Source organism: Oricola sp., assembly GCF_022763245.1.
In the GTDB taxonomy this organism is placed as follows: domain Bacteria; phylum Pseudomonadota; class Alphaproteobacteria; order Rhizobiales; family Rhizobiaceae; genus Oricola.
Genome location: NZ_JALEGV010000026.1, coordinates 96,066 through 111,886 on the forward strand (window position 1 = coordinate 96,066; position 15,821 = coordinate 111,886).

A 15,821-nucleotide genomic window follows, 5' to 3' on the forward strand; every position below is an offset into this window, starting at 1 on the left:
TGCTTTTACTGCGGTGCAGCATCACCCCGGCCGCTGGTCGAAGGCTTCCACTGCTTCCAGGTGCTCGTCCCAGTTCGCCCGGTCGGCGAAGAAGATATGCGCGGTCGGCGCGATCGCGACGGGGGTGTCGAGGCAGCCCGCCGGCACGATCATCCCCTCGCCGCGCTCGCGCGGCAGCGGCGAGCCGCAATCGGCGCAGAAATTCTTCATGAAGCGCGTGTCCGGCACCTCGTAGGCCTTGATCCTGTCCTCGCCCGACAGCCAGGTCATGTCGCCCTCGAAACAGAACAAATTGGCGGCGTGCGCCGTGCCCGAGAACTTGCGGCACCGGCTGCAGTGGCACAGGAAGAACCTGTCGAATTCGCCGTTGATCTCGAAGGCGACCGCGCCGCAAAGGCACGAGCCGGTGTGTTTGCTGCTCATCGACATGCTCCCTCTCGTCTCCCGCCGCGATCACCCGCGCGGCTGCGACGACCTTAGCCGAAATACTTGAAGGCGAGCCAGATGAGAACGATCCAGACGATCCCGCTGAAGATCATCTGGAAGGCCGGCCGGTCCCAGAACGTCTGTCGCGGCATCGGCGGCGGCTTGGGCGCGGGCGCGGGCGGCTCCTCCGGCTGCTCCAGCGAGCGCAGGCCGAGCCGCGAGCCTTCCTCCTTGTCGCGCTCGAACTGCTCCCGCAGGTCGGTGAGCGGATCCTCCTCGACCGAAGGCAGCCAGACGCTTGCATGGTCGAGCGGCGGCAGGTCGTAGAAACGTTCCTCCGGCCCGCGATCGCCGGCGGCCAGCCCCTCGCGGATCGGCCGCAGGCAGAGCTTGCCGGCATGGAAATTCGCCCAGTAGCGCGACGCCTTGATGTCGAACTGGTAGTCGCTCTCGCCCTTGCGCGCCATCTCCAGGTCGATCAGGTAGCCCTTCTTCGGGTCGAAGCTCCACGTCCCGACCATCATCGGCATCGGCCAGGCGAAGAGGTCGCTCCTCTCGCTGTCGCCGGTGATCACCACCTCGACCCGATGGTTGTCGGCATGCATGCGCAGGCAGAAGCCCTGCGTGTGTTCATGCGGCTCGTCGTCGGGCGTCCATTGATGCGTCTCGGTATAGGGCCCGTACTGGAACGTCGCCCAGAGCTTCGGATTGTCCAGCTTCGGAAGCGTCTGCATGGCGGGAAAGCCGTCGGCCGCCTCGCCCAGCAGCTCGAAACGGATCCCTTCGCCGGAAGACGGGCCACCGATCAGGACGAAGCGGCCATTGGCATGGACGCCGGCGTAGAAGCCGTCCGCGAGGCAGGCCACCGTCGCGACCGTCGGATAGGCGTAATAGTCGGAGCCGTCGCCGGGGATCTCGTTTTCGCGCTCGCGCGCCGGCCTCACGCGCTTCAGGTCGAACCGCACCACGTCGTTGAGCCCGACATGCCACGTGCCGGCCAGGTCGTGGTCGCCGGCGATGTCGACGTCGCCGTCATAGCGCGTATCGTCCTCTTCGCGCCCGAAGACCTTCCCGTTCGCATGGAACTGCAGCAGGATGTCGATGTCGAAGACGGTTTCCTCGTAACCGTCGCGATCCTTCGCCGTGAAGGGAACGGCCCCCGAAACCGACGTGAAATCCCTCTGCTTCGCCACGGCCGATCCTCCCGTGCGCGGAGAAGCGCGTACGCGTCATGCCGGCCGGCGACGCTCCAGCTTCCCCTCAGACACCCTTGGCATGTTCCCTTAGCACATATTTCTGGATCTTGCCCGTCGAGGTCTTCGGCAGTTCGGCGAACACCACGTGGCGCGGGCACTTGTAATGGGCGATCAGGTTGCGGCAATGGGCGATGATGTCGTCGGCCGTCGCCTCCCTGCCCGGCTTCAGTTCGATGAAGGCGCAGGGCGTCTCGCCCCACTTGTCGTCGGGCCGCGCCACGACCGCCACCGCGGCCACCGCCGGATGCTTGTAGATCGTGTCCTCCACCTCGATCGACGAGATGTTCTCGCCGCCGGAGATGATGATGTCCTTGGACCGGTCCTTCAGCTGGATGTAGCCGTCCTCGTGCATCACGCCGAGATCGCCGGAATGGAACCAGCCGCCGCGAAACGCTTCGTCGGTGGCCGACGGGTTCTTCAGGTAGCCCTTCATGACGATGTTGCCGCGGAACATCACCTCGCCCAGCGTCTCGCCGTCGGCGGGCACCTTTTCCATCGTCTCCGGGTCCATCACCGTCACGTCTTCCAGCGCGGTGTAGCGCACGCCCTGGCGCGCCTTCTGCGCCGCCTTGTGCGGCCCGTCGAGCAGGTTCCACTGCGCGTGCCACTCATTGACGACCGCCGGCCCGTAGGTCTCCGTCAGCCCGTAAAGATGCGTCACCTCGAACCCCGCGTCGGCCATGCCGGAGAGCACGCTTTCCGGCGGCGGCGCGGCGGCCGTGTTGAAGGTCACGGTCTGCGGAAAGTCGCGCTTGTCGCCGTCCGGCGCGTTGATCAGCAGCGACATCACGATCGGCGCGCCGCACAGATGCGTCACGCCATGGTCGGCGATCGCGTCATACATCTGCCTGGCCCGCACCCAGCGCAGGCACACATGCGTGCCCGCCTGCACGGCGAGCGTCCACGGGAAGCACCAGCCGTTGCAGTGGAACATCGGCAGCGTCCACAGATAGACGGGATGCTTGCCCATGCCCGAGGCGATGACGTTGGCGTAGCCCATCATCGCCGCGCCGCGATGGTGGTAGACGACGCCCTTCGGATTGCCGGTCGTGCCCGACGTGTAGTTGAGCGAGATCGCGTCCCATTCGTCGGCCGGCATCTGCCAGTCGAACGCCGGGTCGCCGTCGGCGATGAAGGCCTCGTATTCCAAATCGCCGATCATCGCGCCCTTCGGGAACGGCGCGTCGTCGGGATAGTCCGGATCGTCGTAATTGATCACCAGCGGGTTGCACTCCGCCCGCTGGATCGCCGCCTGCATCACGCCGGCGAATTCCCGGTCGACGAGCACCACCTTGGCCTCGCCGTGGTCGAGCTGGAAGGCGATGATGTCGGCGTCGAGCCGGGTGTTGATCGACAGGAGCACCGCGCCCGCCATCGGCACGCCGTGATGGGCCTCCAGCATCGGCGGCGTGTTGGAGAGCATCGCGGCCACCGTGTCGCCGCGCTTCACGCCCGCCTTCGCCAGCGCCGAGGCGAGCTGGCGCGACCGCGCGTAGAAGTCACGATAGGTCCGGCGCAGCGTGCCATGCACGATCGCGACATGGTCGGGAAACACGGTGGCGGCGCGCTGCAGGTGCTTCAGCGGCGTCAGCGGCTGGTAGTTGGCCGGATTGCGGTCGAGCCCCTCGCCAAAGATCGTGCCTTCCATCCTTCTCCTCCCCACGGTGACGGTTGCGCGATCCCCGTTTTAAGGCCTTGACGCTGCGGCGTCATCCGTTCTTTCGGGTGAGGTGGCAGGTTCTCATGCCGCAACGTCATGACGGGGTTGACGCTGGTCGCCCATCCCGCGCATAGAGGCGCGGGAATGATGGGGCGTTCTTTGAAAATCTTTGGCTTTTTCCGCTCGGCGCCCCACGCGCGGCGCGACGCCGTGTTCCTGGCGCTGGATGCCGCGCTCTATCTGCGCCACCCGAAACTGATCCTCAGCTTCCGCCGCCGCGTCGGCTACTGGCCGCGCCCCTCCTGCCCGGTCAGCTATCACGAGAAATATCTGTGGCGGAAACTCTTCGACCACGATCCGCGCTTCCCGCAATGGACCGACAAGCTGCAGGCCAAGCGCCTGGTGCGCGAGCGGTTCCCGGACCTGGCCGTCGCCGAGACCCTGTGGGAGGGCGACGATCCGCAGGCGATCCCCGACGCGCTTTTGCAAGGAGACTGCGTGGTCAAGGCCGCGCATGGATCGGGCTGGAACATCATCGTGCGCGGCGGCGACGTCGATCGGGCGCATGTCCTGCGCGAAAGCCGCAAATGGCTGCGCCGCCGCTATTACGGCCGCAGCCGCGCCCAGTGGGGCTACAAGCACGTCACGCCCCGCCTCCTCGTCGAGGCCCTCGTGATGGACGGCGACAAGCCGGTCGACCGCGACTACAAGCTCTATGTCGCCGCCGGCGAAGTCATGTACGCCTATCTCAAGATCGACCGTTTCGGCGACAATCCGCGCGAAGCCATGCTCGACATCGACGGCCGGTCCCGCCGGATCCTGATCGACCGCGCCAACATGTCGGTCGACATCCCCAAACCCGTCCACTGGGAGGCGATCAAGGCGGCGGCGAGCCGGCTCGGCGCCGAATTCGATTTCGTCCGCGTCGATCTCTACGAGACCGCCGGCACCGTCTGGTTTTCCGAACTCACCTTCTATTCGCAGAGCGGCTACGACTGCATCGACTGGCAGGAGATGGACGACCACATGGCCCGCTCCTGGGACCTCCGGCGGTCATGGTTCCTGCGCTCGCCGCAGAAGGGCTGGCGCGGCGCCTATGCCGCCCGGCTGAAGCGCGCGCTCGACCGCGGCGCGCTGTCCTGATCGGCCCCCGTCAGCCGCAACTGTCGGCGGCCCGCAACGCGTCGTGGCGACGGTTCGCCGCCACCGCGCCCAGCCGCGCGACGGCGGCGTAGAAGGCCTCGTAATCGCCCGAACAGGCCTCGAAGAGGCGCAGGAAGTCGGGCACGAGGTCGTTATAGACCCCGCTTGCGGCCAGTTTCGCATTGTTGATCGGGGTGTCGAACCAGGCGTCGAACCCGCGATAGCCGCCCCAGCGCCCGTCCCGCATGCGCCGGTAGCGCGCCCGCAGCCGCTCGATCGCCGCCGCCTTGTCCGCCCGCTTCTGCGCTTCGGTGCCGGGGCCGGAATAGACCGCCCACAGCTCCTTGCGCGCCTCGTCCAGCAACGTGACGAAATCCGCCTCGCGGGCGCGGCCCGCCTCGTAGCGCCTGATGGCCGCCGCGTCGGCCGTCTCGGCCAGCCATTTCCGCACGCCGGTCGTCTCCACGGCAACCGCGAAGCCCTCGTTGAACGCGGTGTCGTCGCGCACATAGACGCGCTGATGCGCCAGTTCGTGGAACACCAGCCCGGCGAGAGAGGCCTCGTCCCGGTCGAACATCGTGTTGAGCAGCGGATCGGCGAACCAGCCGAGCGTCGAATAGGCGGTGATCCCCGACACGTATACGTCGAGGCCCTGCTCCCGGCTCTCGGTCGCGAAGCTGATCGCCGCCTCCTTGGAGAAATAGCCGCGATAGGGCACGCAGCCATAGACCGGGAAACACCATGTCAGCGGCTGCAGCGAAAATTCCGGCGCCGCGAACACCGCGATCGTCACGTAGTCGCGTTTCGTGTCCACATAGGAGCGGTAGCTGGCATTGTCGGGCAGCCCGAGCGCGTCCGTCGCATATTGCCGGATCTCGCTCGCCGCCGCCATTTGCGCGCGCAGGTCGCTCGGCTGCGACGGATCGTCGATCAGCTTCTCCACGCTCTTGCGCGAAGCGAGCAGGTCCAGATGGCCGTCCAGCGACTGCGCGTAATAGGAAATGCCCGTGCAGCCGGCAAGGCCGGCAAGCAGCACGGGCAGAAGGATGGCGGCCGCCGTCAGCCGGGAAAGAGCGCGAGACATGCTTCGCCCATAACACGGCCGCTCCGCCCTATCGAGCCGGTAGCGGCCGGACATTTGACCCGCACGGTTCGCCGATCGGTTCCATCACGCTGTGTTTCAGGCCTGAGAAGCTTTGTTCCCGCGATCCGGGAACCGCTTCGTCACTGCAACCGTTTCCACCTCGAAGGCGCGCCTGATGCGACGCCCGTGAAGAGAGGAGAATGTCATGAAACGCACGCTTTTGACTTCGACCGCATGTCTCGCCCTGATCATGGGCCCGATCGCTCCGTCCCTGGCCCAGGATCAGGCCCCCGCAGCCGAAGAGCCGGCCGTCATCCTGCCGAGCGACGACGCCGCAACCGGCAACGACACCATGACCGGCCAGGCCGAGGAAGTCGCTCCGGCGATGAAGAAGGACCTCACCGCCACCGCCAAGGTGGAAAGTGACGGCATGTTCTTCGTCTACGAGGAAGACAACCAGTTCCGCTCCACCGAGCTCGTCGGCCACACGGTCGTCAACGCCCAGGACGAAACGCTGGGTGACATCAACGACCTCGTCATCTCGTCGGAAGGCGAACTTGAAGGCGTCATCATCGGCGTCGGCGGTTTCCTCGGCCTTGGCGAGAAGGATGTCGGCATCCGCTACGAGGCCCTGACCGTGACCGAGAATGTCGAGGCCGGCGACATCACGCTGACCCTGGACATGACCCGCGAGCAGCTCGAGAACGCGCCTGAATTCGTGACCGTCGAGGAACAGGCCGCCGCCGAGCAGCGCAAGCGCGACATGGAAGAAATGGGCGCCACGCCGGGTCTCGACAACGGCACCACCAGCGCCCTTCCGGCTCCTGCCCCGCAGGACGAGACTGCTGCACCGGTGGAATAAGCACCCCTTCACCGATGCATCAGAGGGCGGCCCCTTTCGGGGTCGCCCTTTTTCGTGCGCCCGCCGGCTGCTCAAAGCGGAATGGCCGTTTCCTTCTTCGCGGTTCGAATGACGATCATGGTGAAGAACCGCGCGACGTTGGTCTGGTCGCGGAAGAGCCTGTCGCACAGGGCGTCGAACTCCTCCATGTCGCGCAGCGACAGCATCAGCACGACATCCGTTTCGCCGGTGACGGCATAGGCTTGCGACACGGCGTCTTCCACGATCGCGAGGTCGAGGAAGCGGCGCATGTGCTGCTCTCCGTGGAGCCTCAGTTCCACCGTCACCAGCGCCTGCAGAACCCGCCCGGTCCTGGCGGGATTGAGGATCGCGACCACGCGCTCGATGATGCCCGCCTTGCGAAGCCGCCGCACCCGGCGCAGGCAACTGGACGGCGACAGCCCGACCTCCTCGGCGATGTCCACATTCGTCCTCGACGCATCGCGTTGCAGGAGGTTCAGAAGCTTTCTGTCGATCCGGTCCATGCGCGTCTCCCGTGCTCGGAAAGGTGTGCAATAAAATTGCACGACTGCGCAATCTTTGACCGAAAATGCGATGGGCTTCGGGGTAGCAAGGAAGCGCCACTTCAATGGAGTTCCCGGATGAAGGTCCTCGCATCTGCCCTGCGCAAGACACGCGAAACGCTTGAAATCTATTATGTTCTCGCCCGGATCATGGTCCCGGTGACCATCGCCGCCGAACTCCTGTCGCGGCTGGGCGTGGTCGAGGCGGTCGCCCCTGCCTTCGAACCCGTCATGGGCCTTGTCGGGCTGCCTCCGGAGCTGGGCCTGGCATGGCTGACCGGAATGCTGGTCGGCATCTGGGGCGCCGTTCCCCTGGTCTTCACCCTCGTTCCCGTCTCCTCGCTCAGCGTCGCGGACATCACCGTCTTCTCGGCGTTGCTCCTGTTCGCGCACGGCCTGCCGATCGAGCAGAAGATCATCCAGAAGGCGGGGCCGGCCATGATGGTGACGACGCTGCTGCGCGTCGCCGGCGGCCTGCTCTACGCCTTCCTGCTGCACACATTTCTGGCCGCCACGGGCTGGCTGGCGGCGCCCGTGCAGCCGGCCTGGATCCCGATGAGCGCATCGACCGATTGGGCGACCTTCTTCATGGGGCTGACGGAGACCATGGTCTCCATGCTCGTCATTCTCCTCGTCCTGTCCTGGGGGCTCGACATCCTGAAATCCACCGGCCTTCTGGGGCTGATGATGCGCGTCCTGGAGCCCTTGCTGCGGCTCGCCGGAATACGCGGCGAAGCCGGCCACTTCACCGCGGTCGGCCTGTTCCTGGGGATCTCCTACGGCGGCGGCCTGTTGATCCGCGAGGCGCGGTCGGGCGCCGTGTCCCCTCGCCAGGTCTTCCTGTCCTGCGTCTTCATGGGCTTTGCCCACAGCATCATCGAGGACACCTTGCTCGTCATGGCACTCGGCGCGGATATCGGCGGCGTGCTGATAGGCCGGCTCGCTTTCGCCGTGGCCGCAACCGCCGCGATCGCCGCCTTCCTTCGCACCATGCCCGACGACACCTTCTTCGCATGGGGTTTCCACGCGACCGAACCGGCCGTTCAGCGGCGACGGTGAAGCATCGCGCCGTGACCACGCAGCCCACCGTCCGCGCCGGAATCGGCGGGCCTGCCCTCGCAGGCCCGCGACTTCAGGCCCCGCGCAGGGCCCTCAGGCCTGTTCGAGAAACCGGATGCGGTTCTGGAACGGGTCGGTCACCTGCATCTCCAGCCCCCAGTCCTGCTCGTGCAGCCCCGGTTTCATGTAGCGGTAATTGCGCGCCGTCAGTTCGGCGTGAAACGCCTTCAGGCCGCGCGTCGACACCACCATGTTGGCGCCCGGCGAGGCGTCGCCGGCATGTTCGGACAGATGCAGCCGCAACTCGCCCCGCGACACCTGGAAATAGAGCGGAAAATCCTCGCCGAACCGGTGTTCCCAGTCCACCGTGAAGCCGAGGAAGTCGAGATAGAATTCGCGCGCCTTGTCCACGTCGAAGATGCGCAGGATCGGCGCCGCCGCCGAGAGCCCGATCGCGTCGGGCGGCGTGATCTTCGAGGACAGCACGTTCCAGCTGTCGAGCCCGAATTGCCGGGCCACGATTTCCAGCGCGCGGGTGTGGCTGATCTCCAGGTCGTCGCGGGCGAGTTGCTCGCGCAGGGTCTTCGCCATGAGCTTGGCGTCGTGATGGTCACGCATGATCGTCGTTTCCTTCGGCGATGGCGTCGCAGCGTTCAGTGCCCGCATTGCTGAACCGCCCGCCACCTGGAAAGGATCGACGAAGGGATCGGATGGATGCGTTTGCCATGCCTCGAAGGGCGCGGGCTGCCGGCCGCATCCGGCCGGCCTCACGGTAGGGCCCTCGCCCGGCGCCGGTCAAGCCGCAATCCCGCCGCCCGCACATCGTTCCTTGAGGGACGCGAACATGCACTTTCGGCCCGAAGTAAATATTCCCTTGCGTAAAGTCTTCGGCGCCGCGGATGCGTTCACAAGAGCGTCATTCTCCTTGGGAAAACCATGAATTTACGCAGTTCCTGCGACCGAAGGCCAAGTCTACCCTTGCGCTGGCGGCGTCAATCGGCATTCACTGCCCCGGCGGCAGGGGGCGGGACGCAAGGCTGGCGACTTGAAACGGATCTTCTTCAGAACGCTGGACGCGCTTCTCTACATGCGCCATGCGAAGCTGGTCTTCAGCTTCCGCCGCCGGGTCGGCTATTGGCCGCGGATCACCTTGCCGGTCCACTATCACGAGAAGTATCTGTGGCGGAAACTCTTCGACCACGACCCGCGCTTCACCGAATGCGCCGACAAGCTCCTGTGCAAGGAGCGCGTGCGGCGGATGTTTCCCGACCTGAAGGTCGCCGAGACCCTGTGGGCCGGTGACGATCCGCGCGACATTCCCGACGCCGCGCTTTCGGGCGACTGCGTGGTCAAGGCCAATCACGGCTCGGGCTGGAACATGCTGGTGCATGGCGGCAAGGTCGACCGGGCGGAGCTGATCCGCCGGGCCGACAAGTGGATGAACCGGCGCTATTACGGCCGCGGTCGCGGCGAATGGGCCTACAAGCACATCCGGCCGCGCCTTTTCGTCGAGGAGATGGTGATGTCCGGCGGCCGGCCCGTCGATCGCGAATACAAATGCTACGTCGCCGGCGGCCGCATCCTCTACGTCTTCATGAAGATCGACCGCCACGGCGAAAGCCCCGCCGACGTGATCCTCGACGAAGACGGGATCGCCCGCGACACGCTGGTCGACCGCGTCTCGCCGACCATGCTGATCCCCCGGCCCGAGCATTTCGACACCATCGCCGCCACCGCCCTGCGCATGGGCGCCGGCTTCGACTTCGTCCGCGTCGATCTCTACGAGGCCGACGGCGTGGTCTGGTTTTCCGAATTCACCTTCTATCCGCTGAGCGGCTACAGCTCCGTCGGCTGGCCCGAGCTGGAAGACCGCATCGACCGCGCCTGGGACCTGCGCCGAAGCTGGTTCATGACCACGCCGCAGCATGGCTGGCGCAAGCTCTACGCCGCCCGGCTGGGCCGGACGCTCGACGCCGCCGACCTCGCCTGACCGCGCATGACGCCGAAAACGGTGGACGGCGCGGCCGCCGGTCCTCCTGCGCTCTGGCTATTCTCGTTCCGTTCTGGTCTTTCGCCCCCGAATCACTACATTCCATGGCGATGAGCGACCCATTCGACGACATTCCCTTCGGCGACGAGCCGCGGACCCCGGCAGCGACCAACGCGGGGCCGGGGCAGACCGCCCCCAGCGGCCTTGCCGCGCGCGCCATGGCCGCCCGCCGGCCGCAGCAGCGCCCCGATTACCTGCAGGGCCTGAACGAAGAGCAGCGCCGCGCGGTGGAGACCACCGAGGGCCCGGTTCTCGTGCTCGCCGGCGCCGGCACCGGCAAGACCCGCGTCCTGACGACGCGCATCGCCCACATATTGTCGCTCGGCCTCGCCTGGCCGTCGCAGATCCTCGCCGTGACCTTCACCAACAAGGCCGCCCGCGAGATGAAGGAGCGCATCGGCCTGCTCGTCGGCGAGGCGGTCGAGGGCATGCCCTGGCTCGGCACCTTCCATTCGATCGGCGTCAAGATCCTGCGCCGCCATGCCGAGCTGGCTGGCCTGCGGTCCGATTTCACCATCCTCGACACCGACGACCAGATCCGCCTGATCAAGCAGGTCATCCAGGCCGAGGGCCTCGACGACAAGCGCTGGGCGCCGCGCACCTTCGCCCACATGATCGACGGCTGGAAGAACAAGGGCTACGGCCCGAAGGACATCCCCGAGGGCGACGCCCGCGCCTTTGCCAACGGCAAGGGCCGCGAACTCTTCGCCGCCTATCAGGACCGGCTGAAGACCCTCAACGCCTGCGATTTCGGCGACCTGCTGTGCCACCCGATCCGCATCTTCCGCGAAAATCCGGACGTGCTGGCCGAATATCACGAGCGCTTCAGATACATCCTGGTCGACGAGTACCAGGACACCAACACCGCCCAATACATGTGGCTGCGCCTGATCGCACAGCGCCCGAAATCGAAAGCGCCATCATCCGTCGCCACCGCCATCGACGACATCCCCTTCCCCGGCGATGCCCCGCCTGCCTCCCCCGCCGCAGGCGGCAGGCCCGACCGGGCGCCCGAGCCTGCGCGAGCCTCCCGCGGAGGGCCAGCGCCGCACGGCGCGGAACGGCCCGCGAGCGAAACCAGGGTCAATCTCTGCTGCGTCGGCGACGACGACCAGTCGATCTACGGCTGGCGCGGCGCCGAGGTCGACAACATCCTGCGCTTCGAGAAGGATTTCCCGGGCGCCGCCGTCATCCGGCTGGAACGCAACTACCGCTCCACCGAGCACATTCTCGGCGCCGCCTCGCACCTGATCGCCCACAATGAGGGCCGGCTCGGCAAGACGCTGTTCACCGAGATGGCCGATCCGGACCATTCGAGGGTGCAGGTCCACGCCGCCTGGGATTCGGAGGAAGAGGCCCGCGCCGTCGGCGAGGAGATCGAGGCCGCGCAGACCAAGGGTCACAAGCTCAACGACATGGCGATCCTGGTGCGCGCCTCCTTCCAGATGCGCGAATTCGAGGACCGCTTCGTCACGCTCGGCCTCAACTATCGCGTCATCGGCGGCCCGCGCTTCTACGAGCGCCTGGAGATCCGCGACGCCATGGCCTATTTCCGCGTCGTCGCCCAGGGTGCCGACGACCTGGCCTTCGAGCGCATCGTCAACACGCCCAAGCGCGGCCTCGGCGACGCGTCGGTGCGCATGGTGCACGACTATGCGCGCCAGCGCGGCATTCCCATGCTGAAGGCCGCCGCCGACCTCGTCCAGACCGAGGAGATGAAGCCGAAGCCCCGCGCCGCGCTGCGCGAACTGACGGAGAATTTCGCCCGCTGGCAGGAGCGGCTGGAATCGACGCCGCATGCCGAGCTGGCCGAGGAGATCCTCGACGAGAGCGGCTACACCACCATGTGGCAGAACGACCGCTCGGCCGAGGCCCCCGGACGGCTGGAAAACCTCAAGGAGCTGATCCGCTCCATGGAGGAGTTCGAGAGCCTGCGCGCCTTCCTCGAACATGTCAGCCTCGTCATGGACGCCGAGCAGAACGAGGACATGGACGCCGTCTCCATCATGACGCTGCACGCCGCCAAGGGGCTGGAATTCGAGACCGTGTTCCTGCCCGGCTGGGAGGAAGGCCTGTTCCCCCACCAGCGCGCGCTCGACGAAGGCGGCCGCTCCGGCCTCGAGGAAGAGCGCCGCCTCGCCTATGTCGGCCTGACGCGCGCCAAGCGCCACTGCCACATCTGGTTCGTCTCCAACCGCCGCATTCACGGCCTGTGGCAATCCACCGTGCCGTCGCGCTTCCTCGACGAACTGCCCGCCGCCCATTGCGACGTCGCCGAGCCGTCCTCCAACTATGGCGGCTACGGCTCCTACGGCGCCTCGCGCTTCGACAAGGCCGACCCGTTCACCGCCAACCGCTCCTCGCCCGGCTGGCAGCGCGCGCAAGCGAACCGCAACGCCGGCACCGCGCAGAACTGGGGCTCGCGCTCCGGCGTCGGCGTCGAGCGCATCGGCTACGGCGAAACCGACTCGGGCTACGGCGCCGGCCGCAAATCGGTCAAGGGCCGCACCATCGAAGGCGAACTCGTCGCCAAATCCGTCTCCGACACCCCGTCGGCCTTCACAATCGGCGACCGCGTCTTCCACATGAAGTTCGGCAACGGCAACGTCGTCGCCGTTGAAGGCAACAAGCTGACGGTGGATTTCGACAAGGCCGGGCAGAAGCGGGTTCTGGACGGGTTTGTGGAGCGGGTGTGATGGAGATAGGAGATTTCCAACCGGAGAGTTGGATTAGGAACTTCGGCGTCAAACATGGACATCCCGGTTGGCTTTATGTGTTCCGAAATGGAAATCGCATTAAAGTTGGCAAAACAAAAAACATCCAAGAACGCCGAAAAGCCGCGCGAACTTGGATTCCTGACATCGAAATAGTTGGAATAAAGCCATTCTGGCACGCGAGTTATCTCGAAAGAGCGATTCACATTGCGCTGTCAGATTTTTGGGTTGCCGGCGAGTGGTTCGATTTTAAAGGCGATGAATTTGAGAAGGATTTCATTGAGACTTTTTGTGATTTCTACGATGATGATATTAACCGTAATTCCGTAGATTTTATTTACTGGATGAATAGCACCGGAATGTCCGAAATGACTTTGGAGCAAAGCCAGATGGCAATGACCTTACCTAAATGGAGAGAGCATCTGGGCCACAGAAATCAGAATCAAATCAGTTAGCTTCCAATTCATATGAGGTCTATGACCGATGAATAATTAATTTCTATATTTAAATTCAAGTTTCTTTGAGTGCTATTCCCGACCAAATAGGTATCGATATTATAGTAATTTTGAAACGACCCAATCCTTATAACTTTTCGGTGTATTTTTGCACTCTTCCATAATGTCGATTTCACCAACGTGAAAATCATTCGGAACATTAAATTTCAAGGCTCGTCGCAAAAGGGTAGCAACAACATAATCATACCCAATTGAGTGATCCTCATGAAACTCGATAGCGCATAAGCCGAAGTACTTATTTATTAATGGGTCTATTATATTGTAAATGAGTTTTAGGCTCGCATCTCGAGCAGCCTCTCCGTAATTATCAAATCCGGCAGGATGATAAAAATGCTGGATAGCGTTTCTCATCGACCGAATTCGTTCGAAACTATCCATATCAGGTATTCGCTCTCCCTTAACGGCCCACAATATCTTAGGAAGATGTTGCAAGTCGTGCGTCTTCGCTTTCTGAAGCAACCGTTCGAGACTTATTTCCGTTGAGGAATTATCGCCAAAATCAAAAATATTTTTGAAAATTAGCAGCGGGTGTTCCGTCGCGACAATAGCTTTTAGAAAGAGCTCTCCAGCATGAGCAGCGTTTAAAACCGACATATTCCCCCAATGCTCATTTCCCGGATCGGAAAAGACTGCATGCATATTCGCCTGAGTGAGCGCATAAGTAGCATTCTCAAGAACACGACCAGGAATTTCGGTCAATATTTGGTGCATTTTCCGCAATCCTATATTGGAACGACTGGAAGTAATATCCTTTGAACATCCTTACACAAGGCCAAATCGGATACATCTTCCTATAAAATCCACACCAATGCGGCGACTCAGACTTCTTTGCGCCACCTCGTGACGCCCCTGCACATTCTCGCAACGCCGAACCTTCTGAGACGCTGACGCAAAGCCTCCCGCAGGGGCGCCTCCCTTCTCCCCCCGTGGGAGAAGGTGGATGCGGCGGTTCCGTGAACCGGCGCAGACGGATGAGGGCCCTTGGAAATCGAGCCTCACCCTCATCCGACGCGCTACGCGCGCCACCTTCTCCCATCAAGGGAGAAGGGAGGTCCCGCACGTTTCCCAGTGCGCTGAACCGTTACCGCCACGCCCCCACCCAGCCGCGCCTAGTTCGCTGACGCTCACAAGGCTTGGCAATCCCTCCCCTTGTTGGGAGGAATGAAGGGTGGAGGTCGTCGCGAAGCGGCATCCAAGAAACCGTCCCGGACCCACAGGCCACGCCCTTCCGCGCATCATCGCGGCGCGGTGCAGACGCCGTGTCGGCTCCATCGTGAAACTGCCAGCCTGTGCGCGAACGCACATCTCGAATGCGGTGAGTCACACAGTCTGGCAGCATCGACATAGGAGATTGGCACCATGAAAACCCTGACAACCATTGCGATGCTCACTGTCCTGTCCGTTTCGGCAGTCACTCTTCATCCGGGCACGGCAAGCGCCGGGTCTGACTTCAAGATCATTCAAATCCAGAACAAGACCGCGCCCCTGCAGCAAAGCCGGGCGACGTCGAACAGCTTCAGCGCGGGCAAGGACAGCACGGAACGGGTCTGCTGCACGGGCTACACGCATGAGGGCGGCTACACCGGATGCGCGAGCTTTGATGCGCAGCACTGCCCGAACTACGCGCGGTTCACCCCGCCGAAATAAACGGCTCCCCCCGGACAGGCCGCGAGATCCGAACGGCAGGATCAAGACGGGGGCTCCCGGATCGGAGCCCTCCAGAATAGCGCCCTCACCCTCATCCGACACGCTGCGCGCGCCACCTTCTCCCATCAAGGGAGAAGGAAGTTCCCGAGCGTTTCGCCCATGCGCCCGTCCGGCGCCGCCGGAATACCCCCACCCGGCCGCGCCCAATTCGCTGACGCTCACAAGGCTTGGCGATCCCTCCCCACAAGGGGGAGGGAAACCCCGCGCCTCACCCCTCACCCAACACTTCGAGCCAGGCGCAACAGGCGACGGTTGAACGCAATGCCGACGCCCTCCCTCCCCCTTGTGGGGAGGGATAGAGGGTGGGGGTCGTCGCGAAGCGACAACCAAAAAACTCCACCAAAAACAAAACCCTGCACCAGACCCGCCGCCCCCAGGCACCATCCTCTGATCCACCGCCCCGCTCCCCGCCCTTACCCTCGCCGGATGACCGCCGCGCGATCCGACATCTTCGACTGGCCAGCCGCGATCGCCCGCAACCGGGCGGCGTTGCTGCGCGTCGTCGCGGTGCTGGTGCTCTATGCCGGGCTGGACGATGGCGGGGCGCAGGACGTGCCGCGCCGCGTCTGGCGCAGGATCGTGCGGTTGTTGCGCCCGGCAGAGGCCGCCGCGCGAAGGCTGATCGTCATCGCCGCGCGCGGCGTCGAGGCGGGCCCAGTCAAGCCCTGGAAAGAGAGGCGGCCCTCCGCGCGCGAGGAGCTGCAGGCGGCCGGCCTGCTGGTGATCCACAAAAACGTCAATTTCGGCCTCGCCCGCATGTGGCAGCCGCCGCCCGAAGTCCC

14 protein-coding genes and 1 pseudogene are annotated in these 15,821 nt (G+C 64.4%); 8 read left to right on the forward strand and 7 right to left on the reverse strand.

Features of this window, described 5'->3' with window-relative positions; translation table 11 throughout:
- Positions 1-21: 21 nt before the first annotated feature.
- The 3 genes from MRY80_RS11925 to MRY80_RS11935 form a co-directional block, all read right to left on the reverse strand.
- Entirely contained in the window at positions 22-423 is a 402-nt protein-coding gene (locus MRY80_RS11925; protein ID WP_293291241.1) for a GFA family protein, read from the reverse strand.
- Between the two features lie 53 nt (positions 424-476).
- Positions 477-1,619, reverse strand: a complete 1,143-nt coding sequence (locus MRY80_RS11930) for a hypothetical protein (RefSeq protein WP_293291243.1) — start codon at positions 1,617-1,619, stop codon at positions 477-479.
- 67 nt (positions 1,620-1,686) lie between these two features.
- Positions 1,687-3,330, reverse strand: coding sequence for an acyl-CoA synthetase (locus MRY80_RS11935; protein WP_293291245.1), 1,644 nt, complete (start codon positions 3,328-3,330; stop codon positions 1,687-1,689).
- Between the two features lie 171 nt (positions 3,331-3,501).
- Between MRY80_RS11935 and MRY80_RS11940 the strand changes: the two genes are divergently transcribed.
- Positions 3,502-4,485: an ATP-grasp fold amidoligase family protein gene (locus MRY80_RS11940; RefSeq protein WP_293291247.1), complete on the forward strand. Its 984-nt coding sequence runs from the start codon at positions 3,502-3,504 to the stop codon at positions 4,483-4,485.
- Between the two features lie 10 nt (positions 4,486-4,495).
- Here the strand turns inward: MRY80_RS11940 and MRY80_RS11945 are convergent, their stop codons facing one another.
- Positions 4,496-5,569, reverse strand: a complete 1,074-nt coding sequence (locus MRY80_RS11945) for an aminopeptidase (RefSeq protein WP_293291248.1) — start codon at positions 5,567-5,569, stop codon at positions 4,496-4,498.
- A gap of 205 nt (positions 5,570-5,774) precedes the next feature.
- Between MRY80_RS11945 and MRY80_RS11950 the strand changes: the two genes are divergently transcribed.
- Entirely contained in the window at positions 5,775-6,431 is a 657-nt protein-coding gene (locus MRY80_RS11950) for a PRC-barrel domain-containing protein (protein WP_293291249.1), read from the forward strand.
- A 71-nt stretch (positions 6,432-6,502) separates the two neighbouring features.
- Here MRY80_RS11950 and MRY80_RS11955 read toward each other — a convergent pair whose 3' ends face one another.
- Positions 6,503-6,955, reverse strand: a complete 453-nt coding sequence (locus MRY80_RS11955; protein ID WP_293291250.1) for an Lrp/AsnC family transcriptional regulator — start codon at positions 6,953-6,955, stop codon at positions 6,503-6,505.
- Positions 6,956-7,072: 117 nt separating this feature from the next.
- Between MRY80_RS11955 and MRY80_RS11960 the strand changes: the two genes are divergently transcribed.
- Positions 7,073-8,053 (forward strand): nucleoside recognition domain-containing protein, encoded by a 981-nt coding sequence (locus tag MRY80_RS11960; RefSeq protein ID WP_293291251.1) that lies wholly within the window; start codon positions 7,073-7,075, stop codon positions 8,051-8,053.
- Positions 8,054-8,146: 93 nt separating this feature from the next.
- On the opposite strand, the gene MRY80_RS11965 is transcribed toward MRY80_RS11960, so the two are convergent.
- A complete protein-coding gene (locus tag MRY80_RS11965) occupies positions 8,147-8,671 on the reverse strand; it encodes a glyoxalase superfamily protein (protein ID WP_293291252.1) in 525 nt (174 codons plus the stop codon).
- 427 nt (positions 8,672-9,098) lie between these two features.
- Between MRY80_RS11965 and MRY80_RS11970 the strand changes: the two genes are divergently transcribed.
- From MRY80_RS11970 to MRY80_RS11980, 3 genes are all read left to right on the forward strand, one after another.
- Positions 9,099-10,043, forward strand: coding sequence for an ATP-grasp fold amidoligase family protein (locus MRY80_RS11970; RefSeq protein WP_293291253.1), 945 nt, complete (start codon positions 9,099-9,101; stop codon positions 10,041-10,043).
- Positions 10,044-10,153: 110 nt separating this feature from the next.
- The gene (locus tag MRY80_RS11975; protein ID WP_293291259.1) at positions 10,154-12,799 is read left to right on the forward strand and encodes a UvrD-helicase domain-containing protein; all 2,646 of its coding nucleotides are present in this window, start codon (positions 10,154-10,156) and stop codon (positions 12,797-12,799) included.
- Complete coding sequence (locus MRY80_RS11980; protein ID WP_293291254.1) at positions 12,799-13,272, forward strand: GIY-YIG nuclease family protein; 474 nt, start codon at positions 12,799-12,801, stop codon at positions 13,270-13,272. The genes MRY80_RS11975 and MRY80_RS11980 overlap by 1 nt, the downstream gene beginning before the upstream one ends.
- Positions 13,273-13,371: 99 nt before the next feature.
- On the opposite strand, the gene MRY80_RS11985 is transcribed toward MRY80_RS11980, so the two are convergent.
- Positions 13,372-14,043 carry a hypothetical protein gene (locus MRY80_RS11985; RefSeq protein ID WP_293291255.1) on the reverse strand — a complete coding sequence of 224 codons (672 nt, stop codon included), beginning with the start codon at positions 14,041-14,043 and terminating at the stop codon, positions 13,372-13,374.
- A gap of 648 nt (positions 14,044-14,691) precedes the next feature.
- Between MRY80_RS11985 and MRY80_RS11990 the strand changes: the two genes are divergently transcribed.
- Entirely contained in the window at positions 14,692-14,979 is a 288-nt protein-coding gene (locus tag MRY80_RS11990) for a hypothetical protein (protein WP_293291256.1), read from the forward strand.
- 486 nt (positions 14,980-15,465) lie between these two features.
- A pseudogene (locus tag MRY80_RS11995) lies at positions 15,466-15,821 on the forward strand (hypothetical protein); the annotation flags it as partial.

What these genes read in the sequence shown, in the direction of transcription:
- MRY80_RS11925 (WP_293291241.1), bottom strand. Translation starts at nt 423, where the DNA reads ATGAGCAGCAAACACACCGGCTCGTGCCTTTGCGGCGCGGTCGCCTTC.
- MRY80_RS11935 (WP_293291245.1), bottom strand. Translation starts at nt 3,330, where the DNA reads ATGGAAGGCACGATCTTTGGCGAGGGGCTCGACCGCAATCCGGCCAAC.
- MRY80_RS11945 (WP_293291248.1), bottom strand. Translation starts at nt 5,569, where the DNA reads ATGTCTCGCGCTCTTTCCCGGCTGACGGCGGCCGCCATCCTTCTGCCC.
- MRY80_RS11950 (WP_293291249.1), top strand. Translation starts at nt 5,775, where the DNA reads ATGAAACGCACGCTTTTGACTTCGACCGCATGTCTCGCCCTGATCATG.
- MRY80_RS11955 (WP_293291250.1), bottom strand. Translation starts at nt 6,955, where the DNA reads ATGGACCGGATCGACAGAAAGCTTCTGAACCTCCTGCAACGCGATGCG.
- MRY80_RS11960 (WP_293291251.1), top strand. Translation starts at nt 7,073, where the DNA reads ATGAAGGTCCTCGCATCTGCCCTGCGCAAGACACGCGAAACGCTTGAA.
- MRY80_RS11965 (WP_293291252.1), bottom strand. Translation starts at nt 8,671, where the DNA reads ATGCGTGACCATCACGACGCCAAGCTCATGGCGAAGACCCTGCGCGAG.
- MRY80_RS11975 (WP_293291259.1), top strand. Translation starts at nt 10,154, where the DNA reads ATGAGCGACCCATTCGACGACATTCCCTTCGGCGACGAGCCGCGGACC.
- MRY80_RS11980 (WP_293291254.1), top strand. Translation starts at nt 12,799, where the DNA reads ATGGAGATAGGAGATTTCCAACCGGAGAGTTGGATTAGGAACTTCGGC.
- MRY80_RS11985 (WP_293291255.1), bottom strand. Translation starts at nt 14,043, where the DNA reads ATGCACCAAATATTGACCGAAATTCCTGGTCGTGTTCTTGAGAATGCT.
- MRY80_RS11990 (WP_293291256.1), top strand. Translation starts at nt 14,692, where the DNA reads ATGAAAACCCTGACAACCATTGCGATGCTCACTGTCCTGTCCGTTTCG.